This is a genomic window from Desulfonatronum sp. SC1 (assembly GCF_003046795.1).
Lineage (GTDB): Bacteria > Desulfobacterota > Desulfovibrionia > Desulfovibrionales > Desulfonatronaceae > Desulfonatronum.
The window spans coordinates 16,043-32,645 of the sequence record NZ_PZKN01000008.1 but is presented as its reverse complement, the minus strand read 5'-3'; the positions used below and the strand labels follow the sequence as shown (position 1 = coordinate 32,645).

Here is a 16,603-nt window from a genome sequence, read left to right as displayed (position 1 = left end):
CAATCTTTCGCCGCCGAGGTAGCTCAGTCGGTAGAGCAGGGGACTGAAAATCCCCGTGTCGGCAGTTCAATTCTGTCCCTCGGCACCAGGAAAATCAAAGGGTTACAGCAAATGCTGTAACCCTTTTTTTGTTGTTTCTGAATTTCTTTCCCGCCTTTTCTGGTTTCGGGAATGCCAAGGGCCATTCCCACCCTCTTTCCCACCCCCTGATATGACTAAAAAGCTTGCTTACATCTTGCCCTTGCTTCAACAAGGACCAGCTCTCGGCTTTGATGCACTGCAAGCATCAAAGCGGTGAATTAAGGCATGGATGGCTGGAAACACTTTGAGAAAAAAATGTGAATAAGCCAAGTCAAAGCTGTGAAGCGACTGACGCAATGCAGTTGAGTAATTTCAGGCCGAGTTCTTCCTGGGGCCTCTTCGCCACATCCCGACACTTACCTGTTTGTGAATTGATAACTTTCCGTTCCACCATCAATATTGCCCTTTTTCACATTCTGAAATGCTGCCATGGCTGAAGATACCATGCCCGCCAAGTCGGCGATATTCCCTGGAATGATCATCGTGTTTGAAGACTTGGCCAATTTTCCGAACTCCACGACATACTGTTCAGCCACCCTCAGGTTCGCGGCGTTCTGGCCACCCGGCATTTCCAGTTGCTTGGCAATCGTGCTCAACCCGTCAGCGGTGGCCTGGGCGACGATGAGTATCTCCCTGGCTCGCCCTTCCGCCTCATTGATCCGCTTTTGCTTTTCCCCCTCGGAACGCAGGATGGCGTCCTGTCTATCTCCTTCCGCTCTGTTGATCGTGGCTTGACGCTCGCCTTCGGATCTTGCGATGGCGGCACGCTTTTCCCGCTCCGCCGTCATCTGGGCCTCCATGGCTTTTTTTACTGACTCCGGCGGCAAAATGTCCTTGACCTCATAGCGTAAGACCTTCACGCCCCATGCCTGCGCAGCCTGGTCGATGGATTCGACGACTTGGCTGTTGATGGTCTCCCGCTCCTCGAAAGTCTTGTCCAGGTCAATACGGCCAATGCAGGACCGCAATGTCGTTTGCGCCAACTGGGATGCAGCCATGCGGTAATCGTTGATTCCGTAGGCAGATTGCTTGCTATCCACAATTTGTAGATAGATAAGTCCATCAACCTCAACGGTCACATTATCCTTTGTGATGCATGTTTGGCTGGGAATGTCGAAAACTTCTTCCTTCAATGTGAACTTGTAGGCGACACGGTCAATAAATGGGAATAAAATATGAAATCCAGCTCCAAGCGTATTGTTATACTTGCCGAGTCGTTCCACAATATACTCGCTTTTTTGAGGAACAATGACGGCTGTTTTCAGAAGAATAACAATAATAAAACCGGCAAGAACCAGCAGGGCGATAAGAGTGGCGTTCATCAGGAACTCCTTCTAGATTTTTCGAACTTGAAAGGTTTGGCGTGAAGTAGCGGCATAACCGATAATCTCGACTGTTGTGCCTGCCTCGATACTCTCGTCGGCCACGGCATCCCAGGCAGTTCCTCGGTGTTGAATCCGCCCTGGCTGTGACGGATTGATGTCTCTCAGAACCTGAACCCGTTCACCATAAGGAAAATCGTCAAAATCTTTATCAGTACGGTCAGTGGTTACACCGCGAAATATGCCCATCATCCATTTTCGCAGCATCACGAGCGAAGAAATTGTCACAATGATAAAGATAACAAGCTGTTGTGAAAGATGGATGTCAAAAACAAGGAGTGCTAGGGCAACTCCCAGGCAGCCGATGCCAAAAAAGAGAAAAACGAAAACAGGCAGAAACAATTCAAGGGTTGCAAAAGCAATGGCAGCGAGAAACCACGGCAACCACGAGGAAATCCATGCATCTGGGAGCATATCGGAGCCTTGTCATTAAATGATGGGACGGATGAGATCGTTATGTCGGTGCCGATGTAACGGAATCTACTGTGAACCATACATGTGGTTCATGGCAAGCCGCAAAAGCGTTCCATAAACTTCCTGGCAACATCCCCCAGCTTCATATCCAGAATTGCATAGATCCTGCTCTGGATATCGACCGGCACACCACCGTAAAACGCTTGGGCAATCCCTCCGGTGATGCAGGGCAGGGTGTCGCAGTCCCCGCCCAGAGAAACGGCGGTGCGGATAGCATCCTCGAAGTCCGTTGAATCGTAGAATGCCCGGATGGCTTGGGGCACTGTACCCTGTAAAGAGATGTCAAAGGCATATTCGGGACGAATTACGTCTACGTGTCGGCTCAGGTCGTACTGGTTTTTGGTCGACGAACTCCTTGATATTGTTCTTCGATCCCTACGTCCTGGCCAGGAAGATGGCAGCGGCTGTCGCCTGTCCGCCTTTGATTCCCTCGACATCGTCAAGGTGGACGTTCTCGGGGTTGAACCAGGGCGATTGGACGCGGTTGTGGGCAAATTGGCAAGCATCATTGTACGCTGCTCGCCGAAAAAGTAGAGGACTTGAGGTTTTTCCATCGATGCCGGGATTCGGGCTTCTCCCTGTTTCAAGGGTACTTTTTCAGCAGTCCGCAGATCGTCGCCGGAATTGAGATTGACAGATATCCATTCCTGACTATTATTGACTGATATCCATTCCTGACTATTATTGACTGATATCCATTCCTGACTAATATTGACGCCTTGCTCGCTCCGCCTTGTCCCTGACGTTTTGATTCCAAAGTGAACAGACACGACGCGACGAGGCGAGTCATCCCCCTCCCAACCCACCTCTAATCCACTTTTCCCATGCCCCATACCATTGACATCGTTCTTGGCACACGGCCCGAAGCCGTCAAAATGGCCCCGGTCATCGCCGCTTTTCGCGACTGCCCGGATGATTTTGCGGTTCGGGTCCTCAGCACCGGACAGCACAAGGAGATGCTCACGCAGATCCTGGATTCCTTCGATCTACGACCCGACCGCGATCTTGAAGTCATGCGGCCGGGAAGTTCCCTGGCCGAAATGACCGCGGACACGCTGCGCGCCATGGATCAGGAAATCGACACGCATCGGCCTGACCTGCTCCTGGTCCAGGGCGATACCACCACGGTCCTGGCCGCGGCCCTGGCCGCGTTTTATCGCCGCGTGCCCGTGGGACACGTTGAGGCCGGCCTGCGAAGCCATGATCTCCAAAACCCTTTCCCCGAAGAAGCCAATCGCCGCTTGGTCTCCATCCTGACCGGACCGCACTTCGCGCCCACGGAATCCGCGGCAGCCGAACTGCTGGCCGAGCGCATCCCTCCGGAGAACATCGCCGTCACGGGCAATACCGTGGTGGACGCCTTGCTGCATTTCGAGGACAAGCTCGGTCCCCTGGCCTCGGACATCCAAAGCCGCCTCCTGGGACGCCGCATGATTCTGGTCACGGCCCACCGCAGGGAGTCGTGGGGCCAAGGTTTGGAAAACATTTGCCGGGCCGTGGAATCCATCGTCCAGGATCATCCGGATGTGATCGCGGTTTTTCCGGTCCATGCCAACCCTCTTGTTCAACAAACCGCGCAACGAATCCTCGGACGCCATGACCGGATCGTTCTACTCCCTTCCGTGCCATACCTGGACTTCGTTCGCCTGATGCACCAAGCCGAACTCATTCTTACCGACTCCGGCGGCGTTCAAGAAGAAGCTCCCTCATTCGGCGTACCGGTCCTGGTAACGCGCGACGTCACCGAACGCGCCGAAGCCGTGAACTGCGGGTTGGCCCGACTGGTGGGCACGGACCCGCAAACCGTGATCCAGGCCGCCGGCGAGATACTCGCCCGGACGTCCAGGGCCTCCCGGATCATGCGTCGGACCGGCAATCCTTTCGGCGACGGCCGGGCCTCGCGGCGCATCGTTCTGGCCGCCAAGCGTTTCCTGACCGGACAGCGCCCCCTGCTTTCAGGCGACGAGGCTTTCATCGGCACCTGCTCGGAGACATAACGACATGCTTTTCGATTTCATGCCAGTCCTGCTCATTCTGCTTAAAGCCGGTCTGTGGGGCTTTGGGCTGGTCTTTTTCCTGAACGGACTCAGCGACCTGTTCATCGATCTGGTCAGAATAGGCCAGGAAATCTGGCGACGGGTGTTCGTCTTCGGTTTTCGGCGGGCCAAACACCTCACCGAAGCCGACCTGATGAGCCGCCCCGAGCAACTCGTCGCCGTGATGATTCCGTGCTGGGACGAGTCCGCGGTCATCAGCCGCATGCTGGAAAACTCCATCAAGGTGCTCAACTATTCCAACTACGTCATTTTCGTCGGCACGTATCCCAACGATCCGGACACGCAACGGGAAGTAGACCTCGTCCGTGAGCGCTACGGAAACGTGGAGCGCATCGTTTGTCCCAAGGACGGCCCAACCTCCAAAGCCGATTGTCTGAACTGGGTTTTCGAGGGCATCCGGCATTACGAGAAAAGCCATGGCACCGAATTCGAGATCATCGTCATGGAGGACTCCGAAGACGTCCTGCACCCCATGCTTCTGAAGCTCTTCAATTTTCTTATTCCTCGCATGGACATGGTCCAGGTCCCGGTCCTGCCCATGGAACCCAAATGGTGGCAGTTCACCATGGGCACCTATCTGGACGAGTTCGCCACGAACCACTCCCGCGACATGGTCGTCCGAGAACTGCTCACCGGCAATCTCCCCTCCGCCGGAGTCGGGACGGCTTTTTCCAGAAAGCTGCTGCTCCGTTTGGCCCAAAAAAACCAGAATCGCCTTTTCACCATCGGTTCGGTGACCGAAGACTACGACTTCGGCATCCGCCTTGCCGATGTCCCCGGAGTACGCCAGATTTTCTCACGGGTGGCCTTTGTGCGCTCCGTGCGCAAGAAAAGCCCCCTGACCGGCCGCGAGCGCATGGTTCAAAAACGGGACTACATCGGTGTCCGAGGTTTTTTCCCCCGCACCTTTCGCACCGCGGTCCGCCAAAAATCGCGCTGGATCCTGGGCATCACCCTCCAAGCCTGGGAGACCATTGGCTGGGTGGGAGGATTCTGGACCCGGTACATGCTGGCCAGGGACAGGGTCGGATTAATCACCAACCAGGTGAACATGCTGGCCAACATCCTCGTGCCTGTCTATTTGACCGTCTGGGGCTACGTACATTTCTTCCCCGACGCCTATCGCTACCCGCCCGTGGTCACCGCCGGAACGACGCTCTTCCATCTGATGCTGGCCAACCTGGGCCTGCTGCTCTGGCAAGTCGGCATCCGGGCTTGGTACGTGGCCCGAACTTACGGCATCGGCCAAGCCGCCTTGAGCCCTTTTCGACTGATCTGGGCCAATGTCATCAATTTTTTCGCCACCATCCGGGCCATCAGGCTCTATACCCGGCACCTGCTCACCGGTAATCCCGTGGCCTGGGACAAGACCGACCACTCCTACCCCAGTGAAGACGAGTTGGTCCGCTACCGGCGTCGCTTGGGCGACCTGCTCCTGGATCGCCGGTTTGTGACCGTGGCCCAGTTGGAGGCGGCCCTTGAACGTCAGAAGGCAAATGGGCTGCCCCTAGGCGCGATCCTGGAGGACATGGGTGTACTCGAAGAGGACAAGCTCCTGCAAACCCTTGGTGTTCAGTTCGGCGTCCAGACCACCGCCGTCGACCCCTATGCCGTGGACACGGACATCATTGCCATGGTCCCTCCGGGCATGGCCCGGGGACAACGCCTCTTTCCCGTGGGCATCTCTCCGAATGGAGGCTTGATCCTGGCCATGGACTCCATGCCGGATGCCGATGAAATTCGACAGTTGGCCAATGATATCGGCCGTCCTATCGAATTGCGCCTGACTACCCGCGGCGACCTATCCTTCGCGATTCGCTTTGGCTATGATCGCTTGGTACGGGAATCGCATGAAGAAAAACTCGCAACGGCACTCTTGACCCAGGGGCTGATCACGCCGGAACAGATCGCCGAAGCCCGACAAAGGCAACGGAAGGGCTACCGGAACCTCGGAGAGGTCTTTACGGCCCTCGGACATTTCGACAGAACCAGTCTCACCGAACTCAAGTCCTGCGTGGAGAACAGACAAGACATGGCCCCGATGGGAACCTGTCTTCTGGAACAAGGGATCATAACGCAAACCCAACTGGATGAAGCCCTGCAATTGCAAAACAGAAATACCAGGCGGCTGGAAACCATTTTAACCGACATGGGCGTGATCGATCAGGCAACACTGGAATCTGTTTCGCCTCGCATCTCCGGATCCGACGTATGAGCCTCCTCCTTGTTCGCGCCTTGTTGCTCCTCGGTCTTGTCCTTTTTTCTTTCTCGGACGACATACACGCCGAGCAAGTCTCTCCGCCGTTTGAAATCCATCGAACAGACGAAGGCGTCATCGCCCGCGAACTGCGCAAGAATCGTACATATCCGCACCAGGACATGGCGTATCGCCTTCAAGCCAAGGGCGACGTTCACGGCGCTGCCGACGAAATGCGGGCCTTCCTGGCCATCGACCCGATCGAGGACAACGTACGGCTTCAGTTGATCGTTTTGCTGGAACAGCTTGGAGAAGATAGTGAAATCGTCGAAAACGCCGACCGGATACTGGAAAACCGACCAAACGCCCTGCTCCCGCTTTTGTATCGGGCCTGGGCCCTTGACCGCCTGGGACGTTGGGAAGAAGCCCAGGTCGATTTTCAACGGGCCCGGAGTTTGCCCGACATCTCCAAGGAACAAGATCATGACATCCTTTTGACCCTGGTCAATCGGGCCATGGCTCATGAGGATTTCCATCAGGTTCTGGCGCTACTCGACGACTCCGTCCAGGAAGAACTCTCGTGGTCACCGAACCTGGTCCGTGGATTCGCCCTTTCCGCTCTCGGCGAGCATGCCTTGGCCCTGGAAGCTTTGGAAACTGCTGCATTACAGGCTAAGACCAGAGAATTTCGAGATCAAGCCCTCTCGGCCGCCGCCGAGGAGGCCATCCATATCGGCCAATACGCCCAAGCAAGAGTGCTGCTTCTGCAAACCATCCCGGTACGGGAAACATCTTCCGAGTTGGAGTCGCGGCTGGCTGAGTTGGCTCTTCGCGCCGGTCTTTCCATGGAGGCCGTGGCACATTACCTCCGAGCCGTGGAAGCGGGCGATGAGCAAGCCCGCGAACATCTCGCGCAGCTGTTTTTCGACCTCGGACAACTCCATGAAGCCGAGCATCATGCTGAAATCCTGGCGCAGACCACCGACCCGAATAAGCGCAAGCGGGCCCTGGTCATGCTCGGCGTCATTCGAGAGCGACTCGGCGACTTCCGAGGAGCAAGCCTGGCGTTTGAACAAGCCGCCCAAGACGACCTCTCACCGTCATCCTGGGCCACCCTGGGTGCGCTGGCCGTGAAGGAGGAACGCTTCGACATCGCTGCCCAGGAATACGAAAAAGTATGGAAAGCCGGCGGAATGAAGGATGTCGCCATGGCGGAAATGATCGTCGAGTACTGGACCAAGTCCGGACAGATCGACCAAGCCGTCGCCACGTCCCTGAAATTGGCCGACAACACCGACGCCGCCCCGAAAGACCGACTTCGGGCAATGGAGTCCGCGGCGCATATGCAGCGGCAGGCCGGCAGCCCGGATGCCGCGGCAAGAACCCTGCTCCGCGCCGCGGCCTTGCCTGCCGTGGACGCGGAAAAACGAACGGACCTCCTGGGGCGTGCGGAGAGGCTGTTCTTGGAGGGCGACAGCCCTGAACAGGCAGGCGACGTTCTGGTCACTCTGCTGGAAGATACGGCCAGGGGACCGGATCGAGCCGACGTTCTGCTGCGCCTCGCCCGATTGGAACAAACACGTGCCCTGCCCGATTGGCAGGAACGAACCGTGGTCTTCCTTGAACAAGCCGAGGATCAACCCGGTCTCCCACCGGAAAAAGCCGCGCAAATCGCGGAATCTTCCGCGGAAATCCTCATCAGCCAAGGCGACCGTATCCGGGCGCTGCAAGCCATGGAACGCGCCGTGATTCGAGGAGACGAACAGCCCGGTCGCATGCTCCAATTTGGTTATGCCCTGGCCGCGATGGACCTCCACCACCGCGCTCGAGACGCTTTTGCCCGGGCAGCTGAGCTTGGTGCGGGAGACATGGCCTGGATTGGCTTAGCATGGTCCTATGAACGCCTCAATCAACCCGGCTTGGCCCTGCACTCCCTCGCCCAAGCCCCGTTCACTCGTCGACAAACGGATTTGGACATTGATCTAGGCACGTTGCCGGAGCAAGAAAGGTATCCCTTGCTGATGCTTTTGGGATATCTCAGCGAGGAACTTCTCCGCCATGATCTGGCCATCGGCTGGTACGTGCAGGCCCTGGAACTGCAAGACACCCCGGAAACACGGTATCGTTTGGCCAGAGCCTCGTTATCCGGTGGGGACGCGAAGCGCGCCGCCGACCTGCTTTCCATTGTGGATCAAGCCGATCTTCCGGAGCACGACCAACCACCAGGAGTCGTCTTGCTGGCGCGAATCGCCAGAGCCCTCGATTGCCTGGACGAAGCCGAGAGTCTTTACCATGACGCCTTGGCTCAAGCCGAGAACCAAGGGCATGGTGAAATGCGGCTCGCTGAGCTTTGGTTTGAGTTAGGCGGGATTTACCGCCTCAAGGAAGACCATGAAGCCGCCGCGGAGGCATTCGCGCAAGCCGCGGACCTGCACGGGACACCGGCGATGCTGATGGCCTCCGGCTACGAATTCCTGAACCTGGAACGCCTGGAAGATGCCCGGAATCCTTTGAGCGAAGCGGCCCTGCTCGAACCGGACCTCCTCGCCGTGCATCAGGATTTAGGCTACATCGCCATGCAGCAAGGGGACAACGACGAGGCAGTGGCGCACTTCATGGACGCCATTGACAACGCCCCGCTTCGCCCCGCGGAAGATGAAGAACAGGCCCAGGCCGTCGCTGAGGATGTCCGAAGGATGCGCGGCGAAATACGGGCACTGCGCAATGCCGTGGATCTGGACTTCTGGCTGACCTACACCTCGGGCAAAACCGGGACCCTCGGTGGATTGGCCGCGCCTGGTCGGGACGTATTGCGCACGTCGTCGGGGATAGAACTGGGCTGGATTCCGCCGGAATGGGGCTTCCAGGACCATCGGATCTTCAAGCTCATCGGACGACTGGGCTGGAGCATGGAGCCGGACAGTTTCCGTGTGCTGGACAACTCCTGGGAAGCGGCCCTGGGCCTGCGCTACAAACCCTTGAAACCCTACAACCTGAATCTGGGTTTGGAGCGGCTGTTTTCTCTTTCGGGGGACGGGGAGGACAACTGGGTCGCCCGGGCCATGCTCTCCCTGTTCGATGACTCGGACCGGGTCCGTCCCAACGAAACGTTTTGGAATTACTCTTTTCTGTTCGGAGAAGTCGACGCCTATCTGGAGTCTCCGTCCCGATTGGCGGCCTATGTGGAGGGTCGTCAGGGCTTCAACTGGAAAGTGCGCGACAACCTGATCCTGACGCCGTTTCTGGTGGCCGACGCCAAGTGGTGGTCCGAATCACGGGCCGACGATGTCTCCTTTTACGAGGGCGGCCTCGGCCTTTCGACCCGCTACCTGTACGACGAGGACAAGTACGCCTTGCCCCGGAAAAGCGTGGAACTTCTCATGACCTACAAGGTAGGTCGAATATTCAATACGGACAACATCAAGGATGACCAAATTGACGCCTTTTTCGCGACACTGCTCTTCCGGTTCTAGGCTTCGGGCCGCGTGGTGGGCGCTCCTGGCGTGCCTGGCCCTGGCCTGGGGTGCGCTTCCAGTTCGGGCCGAGACTCCCCCGGCTTTTTCCTCTACGTTCATCCAGATATGGGACCGTCACGACGACTGGACCGAGCAGAACTGGGACACTCTCTGCGCTGATCTGAAGGCAATGGGTATCCGGGAAATCATCCTCCAGTGGTCGCTGATCACCGAACCGGCTTTTTTCTGGCGACTGACCCCGGATCGACGCATGGACGTTCCGAACGACCGCGTTGACCCCGCTCCCGTCGTGGACTTGATTGTCGAAGCGGCTAGACGGCATGGCCTGTCGGTTCGATTCGGCCTGAGCGAAGACCCGGCATGGTGGGAAAAAATCAAGAATGAAGCCGGACTGGTGGAGGTCTTCCTGAACCGCCTGCTCCAGGACCAGATTTCCCTGGCCCGGACCCTGGTCGAACGTTATGGGGAGGAGCCGATTTTCGCGGGGTTCTATATTCCACAGGAAATCGACGACGCCACCTGGATCGACGCGGAGCGCCTGAACCGGCTTTCGAATCACCTGACCCGGCTCGTCGATGGGTTGCGCGAACTTTCCCCGGAAGTGGAAATAAGCGTCTCATGCTTTGCCACCGGCCGCAACGATCCAATGGGATTTGCCGCACTTATGGCCGATTTGGCCCTCTCAGGTAACATCACGGAGGTGCTGTACCAGGACGGCCTGGGCACCGAACGTCTCCTACCCTCCGAGTCGGCGGCCTACCTTGAGGCCTTGGCGGCCTCCATGCCGCGGACCGGCGCGCGCCTTCGGGTCATCGTGGAAACCTTCGCTCCCGCGGAAGACGGCCTCGATTTTGTTCCGGCACCAATAAACCGCATCAAGCAACAACTGCTTCAGGCCCAAACCCTCGTGAGCAACGACATTATCGCCTTCAGCATTCCGGACTATCTCCATCCCATGGCTGGACCTCAAGCCAAAACCTTGCACGACGATTACCAGAGATATCTCGACGCTCAGCAACCAAATTGAAAAAGGGCCAGGACTCAAGCCCTGCCCAGGATCCCCATGATCACCAACACAAACCTGACCAAGATCGGCATATTTTATGACGGCAATTTCTTCTTTCACGTCAGCAATTATTACCTCTACGACCACTCCCGCCAGTCCCGGATCAGCATCAACGGAGTCCACCAGTTCATCATCCACGAAGTCGCGGCCCGTGAGGAACGGCCGGTCAAGAACTGCAAGATCGTGGACATGCACTATTTTCGCGGGCGGCTGACGGCCTACGACGCCCAGGCCCGGGACCTGCTACTCAAGGAGCGTATCTTCGACGACATTCTGATGAAGGAAGGGGTGATCACCCATTATCTGCCGATGTCCCCCGAGGGGGAGAAAGGTATCGACGTCTGGCTGGCCCTGGAGGCCTTCGAGCTGGCCATTTTCAAGAAGTACGACGTGATCGTGCTCATCGCCTCGGACGGGGACTACCTGCCCCTAACCAGAAAGCTGAACACCATTGGCGCGCGGGTCATGGTCCTGGGGTGCGACTTTGAATACATGGACCAGTATGGGAACCACCGGGTCACCAAGACCTCCCAGGCCCTGCTGGACAACGCCACCTACCCGATCCTGATCAACGAGGTCATCGACGACCCCGAGCGCCACGACGACCAGATCGTGCGGGATTTGTTCGTTAAGGAGAAATACCGCCCCGTGGACGCGGCCAAGACGAAACCCGGCGAGGACCAGTCCGGAACCGTGGTTTCCATCCAGGGCGGATACGGGTTCATCCGCCCGGACGAGGGAGAGGACGACCTTTTCTTTCACTACGGCGATTTGGTGGACATGGACATCAATCGGCTGACGGTAGGCGACAGAGTGATGTTTTTGGTAAGCAGCAACAAGAAAGGGCCATGCGCCGTGAGAATCGTAGTGCGAAACGGGGAGTTCCCCCCCCGTCTCACTCCCCAATAATCTTCACCAGCACCCGCTTGCGGCGGTTGCCGTCGAATTCACCGTAGAAGATCCGCTCCCAGGTGCCGAAGTCCAGGCGGCCCTTGGTCACGGCCACCACCACTTCCCGGCCCATGATCTGGCGTTTGAGGTGGGCGTCGCCGTTGTCCTCGCCGGTGCGATTGTGGCGGTATTGGCTGACGGGAGCGTGGGGGGCCAGGCGTTCCAGCCAGTCGTCGTAGTCCTGGTGCAGGCCGGATTCGTCATCGTTGATGAACACGCTGGCCGTGATGTGCATGGCGTTGCACAGCAGCAACCCTTCCTGAATCCCGCTTTCCCGCAGACACTGTTCCACCTGGGGCGTTATGTTGATGAACGCCCGCCGACCGGACACGTCAAACCACAGTTCCTTGCGATAGCTTTTCATTGTTTGCTCCTCGTTCAGACTCTGGCAACTCGCAGCGTGCCGCCCCGCTCAGGGGGGCGTCCGCGCCCATGGCCGAGCCCGGGGTTTCCATGCGGATGAAGAAGGCCAGCAGGGACGGGATCACGAAGATCGTGAACACCGTGGACAGGGCCAACCCGCCCAGGACTACGCTGCCCAGGCCGCGGTACAGCTCGGACCCCGGCCCCGGGGCCACCACCAGGGGCAGCATGCCGAAAATGCTGGTGGTGGTGCTCATGTAGATCGGCCGCAGACGAACCCTGGTGGCCTCCAGCACGCCTTCCAGATGTTCCATGGCGTGCTGGCGGACATTGATCAGCGACTGGTTGACCAGCAGGATGGCATTGTTCACCACCACGCCCACCAGAATCACGAACCCGAGCATAGTCAAGATGTCCAACGCCTGGGGGGCGATAAGCACGTTGACCAGCTTCAGCCCCACGAACCCGCCGGCCGTAGCCAGGGGCACGGTGAACAGGATGATCAGCGGATAGAGGAAATTCCCGAACAGGGCGGACATCAGCAGGTAGATGATAATCACGGCCAGGATGAAGTTCCACTGCAGGGCCAGCCGTGTCTCGGTCAGCTTGTCCGCCACCCCGCTCATCTCCACCCGGGTATTGGCCAGCAGTCCCTGGGCCTCCAGGGCCGGAACGATCCGATTTTGAACGGTTTCCATGGCTTCCTGCAGGGTCACGGCCTCCGGGGGCGTGAGCTGCAAGGTAACGGTCCGCTGGCGCTCCAGGTGACGGATCTGGGTGATTCCGGTGGTTCGTTCCATGGCGGCCAGGGAAGAGACAGGCAGCGAGATTCCCTGGGGCGTGGCCACCAGGGCGTGGTGCAACACCTCGGGGGTTTCCATGGCCTGGGCGGATGAGCGCAAAATCAGGTCAATGGTCTTTTGCCCCTCTTCCTTGAAATCGCCGATCTTGCGACCATGGGTCAGCACATCCAGAGCCAGCCCCAGGTCCGCGGCGCTCAGCCCCACGGCCTTGAGCCGGTCCCGATCCGGAATGAACCGGATCTCCGGATAAGTCAGCTCCAATGAGGGGATCGGTCGGACCTGGGCTTCGGGGTAGATGCCGCGCAGCATCCCGAACATGGTTCCGCCCACGGTCACCAGCTCCTCCAGATTCGGGCCGACGATATCGATGTCGATGGTTCGTCCCCGGCCCAGCCGGGTCTGAAAAATCCCGGCCTGCAGGCTGACCCCGAGCATGCCCGGGATGGAGCCGATCACGTTGCGAAACAGCGGGATCAGTTCCCCGGCCCGCTGCTCATGGGTGCTCACGGCCCCGAAAAACATGAATGATTCCGCGCCAACATAGAACAGATGACGGATCCCGGGAAAGCCGTCCACGTCCTGGTCGTAGTGGGGCTCCAGGCGCTGGTGGATGTGCTCGCCGATGTTCTCCCGCTCCGGATAGGACAGGCCGGGTGGCGGGATCAGGATGTTCAGGATCAGGTTGCGGTTGCCCTGGGGCAGGTAGTCCATCTTCGGGAAAAACAGCCAGGCAATGAGCACGGCGGCTGCGGTCAGGGTGCTGACGGTCAAAATCCGGGAGAACCAGTTGCGCACGGCCAAGCGCACGAAGTACATGATCAGATTGACCAAAAAACCGCCCAGCCTGGGCAGCGGCCCCAGGTCTCGCGGCTTGACCGAACTGACCACCCGAAATATCTGGCAGGTGATGGACGGGATGACCATCACCGAGACCACGAGGCTCAGGCTGATGGCACAGGTCACGGCAATGGCGATGTCCTTGAAAAGCTGCCCGGCCTCCTCCTGAATGAAGACCACGGGCAGGAACACGGCCACCGTGGTCAAAGCCGAGGCCAGAATCGCGCCCCAGACCTCCCGGGTGCCGTCCAGGGCCGCCTGGCAGGTGGGCTTGCGCATCTTCAGGTGACGGTCAATGTTTTCCAGAACCACGATGGTACTGTCCACCAGCATGCCCACGGCAAAGGAAATTCCGGCCAGACTGACCACGTTCAGGTTCCGGCCAAAGGCGCTCATGAAGATGAAGGTGCCGATGATGCTGATGGGGATGGCTCCGGCGGCGATGCTGGTGGTGGAGATCCGGCGCAGGAAAATGAACAGCACGGTCATGGCCAGCAGACCGCCGATCAGGATGTTCTGCTGAACCAGGCCGATGGCCCCCTGGATATAGCCGCGTTCGTCGGCCAGCCACTCCAGATCCAGCCCGTTGGGGTTGAGCAGGTTCGCGTTCAGCCCCAGGACCACGGCCTCCACCCGGTCCGTCAGGTCCAGGACATTGGTCCCGGGCTCGGCCTGCACCCCCACGGTAATGCCCTTGCGACCCTTGTGCAGCATGGCCGCGGAGGTTTTTTCATAGCCGTATTCGGCCCAACCCACGTCTTTCAAGAAGACCCGCTCCTGTCCGGTGGAGCGCAGCGGCAGGGCCTCGATCTCCTCCGGCCCCTGGAACTCGGCCACGGTCCGGATGCGGTAGTCCCGACGGCCCACGTCGATACTGCCCGCGGCTACGTTCACATTTTCGGAGCGCAGTGCCGCGAGCACCTCGTCCAGGGTCATCCCGTAGGCGGCCAGCCGCTCCGGCAGCACCACCACGTGCATTTGCCGCTCCGTGCCCCCGAACACGAACAAGTCCGCCACGCCCTCAATCCGCTCCAGCTCCTGGCGGACCTCGTTCTCGAAAAAAGTCCGGTAGGTTTCGATGCTCCGGGGGTTGTCCGGCAGGGTCTTCAGAGATGTCCAGATCACCGGGGAGGATGCCGCGCCCGTGGCCGTGATCACCGGCCGGTCCGCGCCCTGGGGGTAGGAAGCCACCTCGTTGAGCTTGTTGGAAACCCGCAACAGAGCGTCGTCCACGTTGGTGCCCAGAGAGAAGCGCAGGTTGATCCGCCCGAAGGAACTGAAGCTCTCGCTCTCCATTTCCACGAGGCCGGGGATGCCCTTGAGAACGTTTTCTTGCTCCTCGATGATGTCCCGCTCAATCTCGTAGGGCGTAGCCCCGCTCCACACGGTCTGCACGGAAATCTCCGGCTCGATCACCGTGGGTGTGAGCTGATAGGGCATCCCGAACAGGGAAATCAGACCGAAAATCACGACAAAAATCACGCCCACCAGAATGGTGACCGGATTGCGGATGGCAAAACTGATGGGATTCATGGGGTTCTGGGGTTCACGGTTCAAGGGTTCAACGGTTCAACGGTTCAGCGGTTCAAGGGCTGATGAGGTTTGCGGTTCAGGGGGGGAGTGGACGCCAATAGCGAGGTTCACATTTCACCTTTCACACTTCACCTTCACACTTCACCAATCACTCTGCCCGCACCGGCTGTCCATCGCGCAGGCGCTCCTGGCCTTTGACCACCACATGCTCGCCGGGCTCGACGCCCTGGGCTTCTATTCCAGCCGTATCACGGGCAAAGGCGGAGACCGAGACCGGGATCATTTGGGCTTGGCCGTCCCGGACCAGGAAAATCACCTGGCCCATGGGGCTGGGAACCACGGCGTCCCGGGGAACGGTCAACCCCTCGTGACGCTGGCCGGTGGGCAGGTACATCCGCACCTCCATGCCTTCCAAAAGACCGTGCTCGTTGGGCAGCCGAACCTTGACCGGAAACGTCCGCGAGCCCACGTCGCCCCGAGGTACCACGGCCTGGACCCGGCCCACCAGTTCCCGGCCCGCGGCGCTTCCCCGCGCGACCTGACCCAGTTCCAGGTCCAAAGCCACGTCCACGGGAACGTTGACCAGGATGTCCACCACGTCGTCCCGCGCCACTTCGGCCACGGGGGAGCCCGAAGACAGCCACTCTCCGAGATTGCTCAGCCGGGTCAGGACCACTCCGTCGAAGGGAGCAAGAACCTCCAGCATTCGCACTTCCTCCTGAATCCGGGCGATTTCCGCGGCCAGGGATTCGGCTCGACGCTCCAGCGCACTGGCGAGAAATTTGACCTTCTCGTACTCCTGTTCGGCAACGGTCCCCTGATCGAAGAGTCGCCGCATCCGGTCCAACTCCCGCTGGACACGGGACAATTCAGACAGGACTTCCTCCCGCTGGGCTCGGCGGGACTGGAGATCCTTGGACTTGAGCACCCCGTCCATGGTCACTAGCTTGTCGCCGCGGCGAACCCGATCGCCCTGCTCGAAATGGACCTCAAGCACCCGACCGCTGACCTCGGAAGCCACCAGGGAGGTTTCCTGAAAAAAGACCGTGCCCACGAACTCTTGCTCCTCAATCATCTCCCCGGACGCGACCAGAGCCGTCACGACCACCGCCGGCGGCGGGCCTCCCTGCTGCCCAGGCGGCTGAGCCCACAAAGCTCCCCCGCTCCCCCAGCAAAATACCGCGACCAGCAGCAACGTCGCCAATCGTCTATTCATCTTTCTTTGCTCCATGATCATATTCAGTGAAAACACAGCCGCCTCTTGCCCACCGACATCCATCCAAAGACCGCGTTGAGAAAGGCGACCCGGCGGACAACGATTCAACCCGCGCGAATCTACCCGGAACAAGATGGAATGTGAACCGCCAAACCGTTGATAAGGGA

11 protein-coding genes and 1 tRNA gene are annotated in these 16,603 nt (G+C 59.0%); 6 read left to right on the top strand and 6 right to left on the bottom strand.

The genetic code is table 11. From position 1 onward, the window contains the following. Positions 1-12 precede the first annotated feature (12 nt). Positions 13-88: transfer RNA gene (locus tag C6366_RS06000), tRNA-Phe, on the top strand. Between the two features lie 349 nt (positions 89-437). Here C6366_RS06000 and C6366_RS05995 read toward each other — a convergent pair. From C6366_RS05995 to C6366_RS05985, 3 genes are all read right to left on the bottom strand, one after another. After that, positions 438-1,403, bottom strand: a complete 966-nt coding sequence (locus tag C6366_RS05995) for an SPFH domain-containing protein (protein WP_107736437.1) — start codon at positions 1,401-1,403, stop codon at positions 438-440. A 12-nt stretch (positions 1,404-1,415) separates the two neighbouring features. Continuing rightward, positions 1,416-1,877, bottom strand: a complete 462-nt coding sequence (locus C6366_RS05990) for an NfeD family protein (RefSeq protein ID WP_107736436.1) — start codon at positions 1,875-1,877, stop codon at positions 1,416-1,418. Positions 1,878-1,966: 89 nt separating this feature from the next. After that, positions 1,967-2,707 carry an ADP-ribosylglycohydrolase family protein gene (locus C6366_RS05985; protein WP_233248408.1) on the bottom strand — a complete coding sequence of 247 codons (741 nt, stop codon included), beginning with the start codon at positions 2,705-2,707 and terminating at the stop codon, positions 1,967-1,969. A gap of 54 nt (positions 2,708-2,761) precedes the next feature. On the opposite strand from C6366_RS05985, the gene wecB reads away from it, so the two are divergent. The 5 genes from wecB to C6366_RS05960 are packed head-to-tail and all read left to right on the top strand — an operon-like array spanning position 2,762 to position 11,642. Beyond that, positions 2,762-3,934: a non-hydrolyzing UDP-N-acetylglucosamine 2-epimerase gene (gene wecB / locus C6366_RS05980; protein ID WP_107736435.1), complete on the top strand. Its 1,173-nt coding sequence runs from the start codon at positions 2,762-2,764 to the stop codon at positions 3,932-3,934. Between the two features lie 4 nt (positions 3,935-3,938). Further along, positions 3,939-6,209 carry a glycosyl transferase family protein gene (locus tag C6366_RS05975; protein ID WP_107736434.1) on the top strand — a complete coding sequence of 757 codons (2,271 nt, stop codon included), beginning with the start codon at positions 3,939-3,941 and terminating at the stop codon, positions 6,207-6,209. Then, positions 6,206-9,664 (top strand): hypothetical protein, encoded by a 3,459-nt coding sequence (locus tag C6366_RS05970; RefSeq protein WP_107736433.1) that lies wholly within the window; start codon positions 6,206-6,208, stop codon positions 9,662-9,664. Before C6366_RS05975 ends, C6366_RS05970 begins: the two co-directional genes overlap by 4 nt. Further along, positions 9,618-10,694: a DUF4434 domain-containing protein gene (locus C6366_RS05965; RefSeq protein ID WP_107736432.1), complete on the top strand. Its 1,077-nt coding sequence runs from the start codon at positions 9,618-9,620 to the stop codon at positions 10,692-10,694. The genes C6366_RS05970 and C6366_RS05965 overlap by 47 nt, the downstream gene beginning before the upstream one ends. 36 nt (positions 10,695-10,730) lie before the next feature. After that, positions 10,731-11,642, top strand: coding sequence for a cold shock domain-containing protein (locus C6366_RS05960; protein ID WP_107736431.1), 912 nt, complete (start codon positions 10,731-10,733; stop codon positions 11,640-11,642). Here C6366_RS05960 and C6366_RS05955 read toward each other — a convergent pair. The 3 genes from C6366_RS05955 to C6366_RS05945 all read right to left on the bottom strand — a co-directional run bounded on the left by C6366_RS05955 (position 11,629) and on the right by C6366_RS05945 (position 16,436). Beyond that, positions 11,629-12,048 (bottom strand): secondary thiamine-phosphate synthase enzyme YjbQ, encoded by a 420-nt coding sequence (locus C6366_RS05955; RefSeq protein WP_107736430.1) that lies wholly within the window; start codon positions 12,046-12,048, stop codon positions 11,629-11,631. The two genes, C6366_RS05960 and C6366_RS05955, sit on opposite strands and share 14 nt — an antisense overlap. Next, the gene (locus C6366_RS05950; RefSeq protein ID WP_107736429.1) at positions 12,017-15,220 is read right to left on the bottom strand and encodes an efflux RND transporter permease subunit; all 3,204 of its coding nucleotides are present in this window, start codon (positions 15,218-15,220) and stop codon (positions 12,017-12,019) included. Before C6366_RS05950 ends, C6366_RS05955 begins: the two co-directional genes overlap by 32 nt. A gap of 148 nt (positions 15,221-15,368) precedes the next feature. Next, entirely contained in the window at positions 15,369-16,436 is a 1,068-nt protein-coding gene (locus C6366_RS05945) for an efflux RND transporter periplasmic adaptor subunit (protein WP_158269669.1), read from the bottom strand. Positions 16,437-16,603 lie beyond the last annotated feature (167 nt).

Bases quoted from the DNA above. Each gene is read 5' to 3' on its own strand.
- C6366_RS05995 (WP_107736437.1), bottom strand. From the start codon at position 1,403: ATGAACGCCACTCTTATCGCCCTGCTGGTTCTTGCCGGTTTTATTATT.
- C6366_RS05990 (WP_107736436.1), bottom strand. From the start codon at position 1,877: ATGCTCCCAGATGCATGGATTTCCTCGTGGTTGCCGTGGTTTCTCGCT.
- wecB (WP_107736435.1), top strand. From the start codon at position 2,762: ATGCCCCATACCATTGACATCGTTCTTGGCACACGGCCCGAAGCCGTC.
- C6366_RS05975 (WP_107736434.1), top strand. From the start codon at position 3,939: ATGCTTTTCGATTTCATGCCAGTCCTGCTCATTCTGCTTAAAGCCGGT.
- C6366_RS05970 (WP_107736433.1), top strand. From the start codon at position 6,206: ATGAGCCTCCTCCTTGTTCGCGCCTTGTTGCTCCTCGGTCTTGTCCTT.
- C6366_RS05965 (WP_107736432.1), top strand. From the start codon at position 9,618: ATGACCAAATTGACGCCTTTTTCGCGACACTGCTCTTCCGGTTCTAGG.
- C6366_RS05960 (WP_107736431.1), top strand. From the start codon at position 10,731: ATGATCACCAACACAAACCTGACCAAGATCGGCATATTTTATGACGGC.
- C6366_RS05955 (WP_107736430.1), bottom strand. From the start codon at position 12,048: ATGAAAAGCTATCGCAAGGAACTGTGGTTTGACGTGTCCGGTCGGCGG.
- C6366_RS05950 (WP_107736429.1), bottom strand. From the start codon at position 15,220: ATGAATCCCATCAGTTTTGCCATCCGCAATCCGGTCACCATTCTGGTG.
- C6366_RS05945 (WP_158269669.1), bottom strand. From the start codon at position 16,436: ATGAATAGACGATTGGCGACGTTGCTGCTGGTCGCGGTATTTTGCTGG.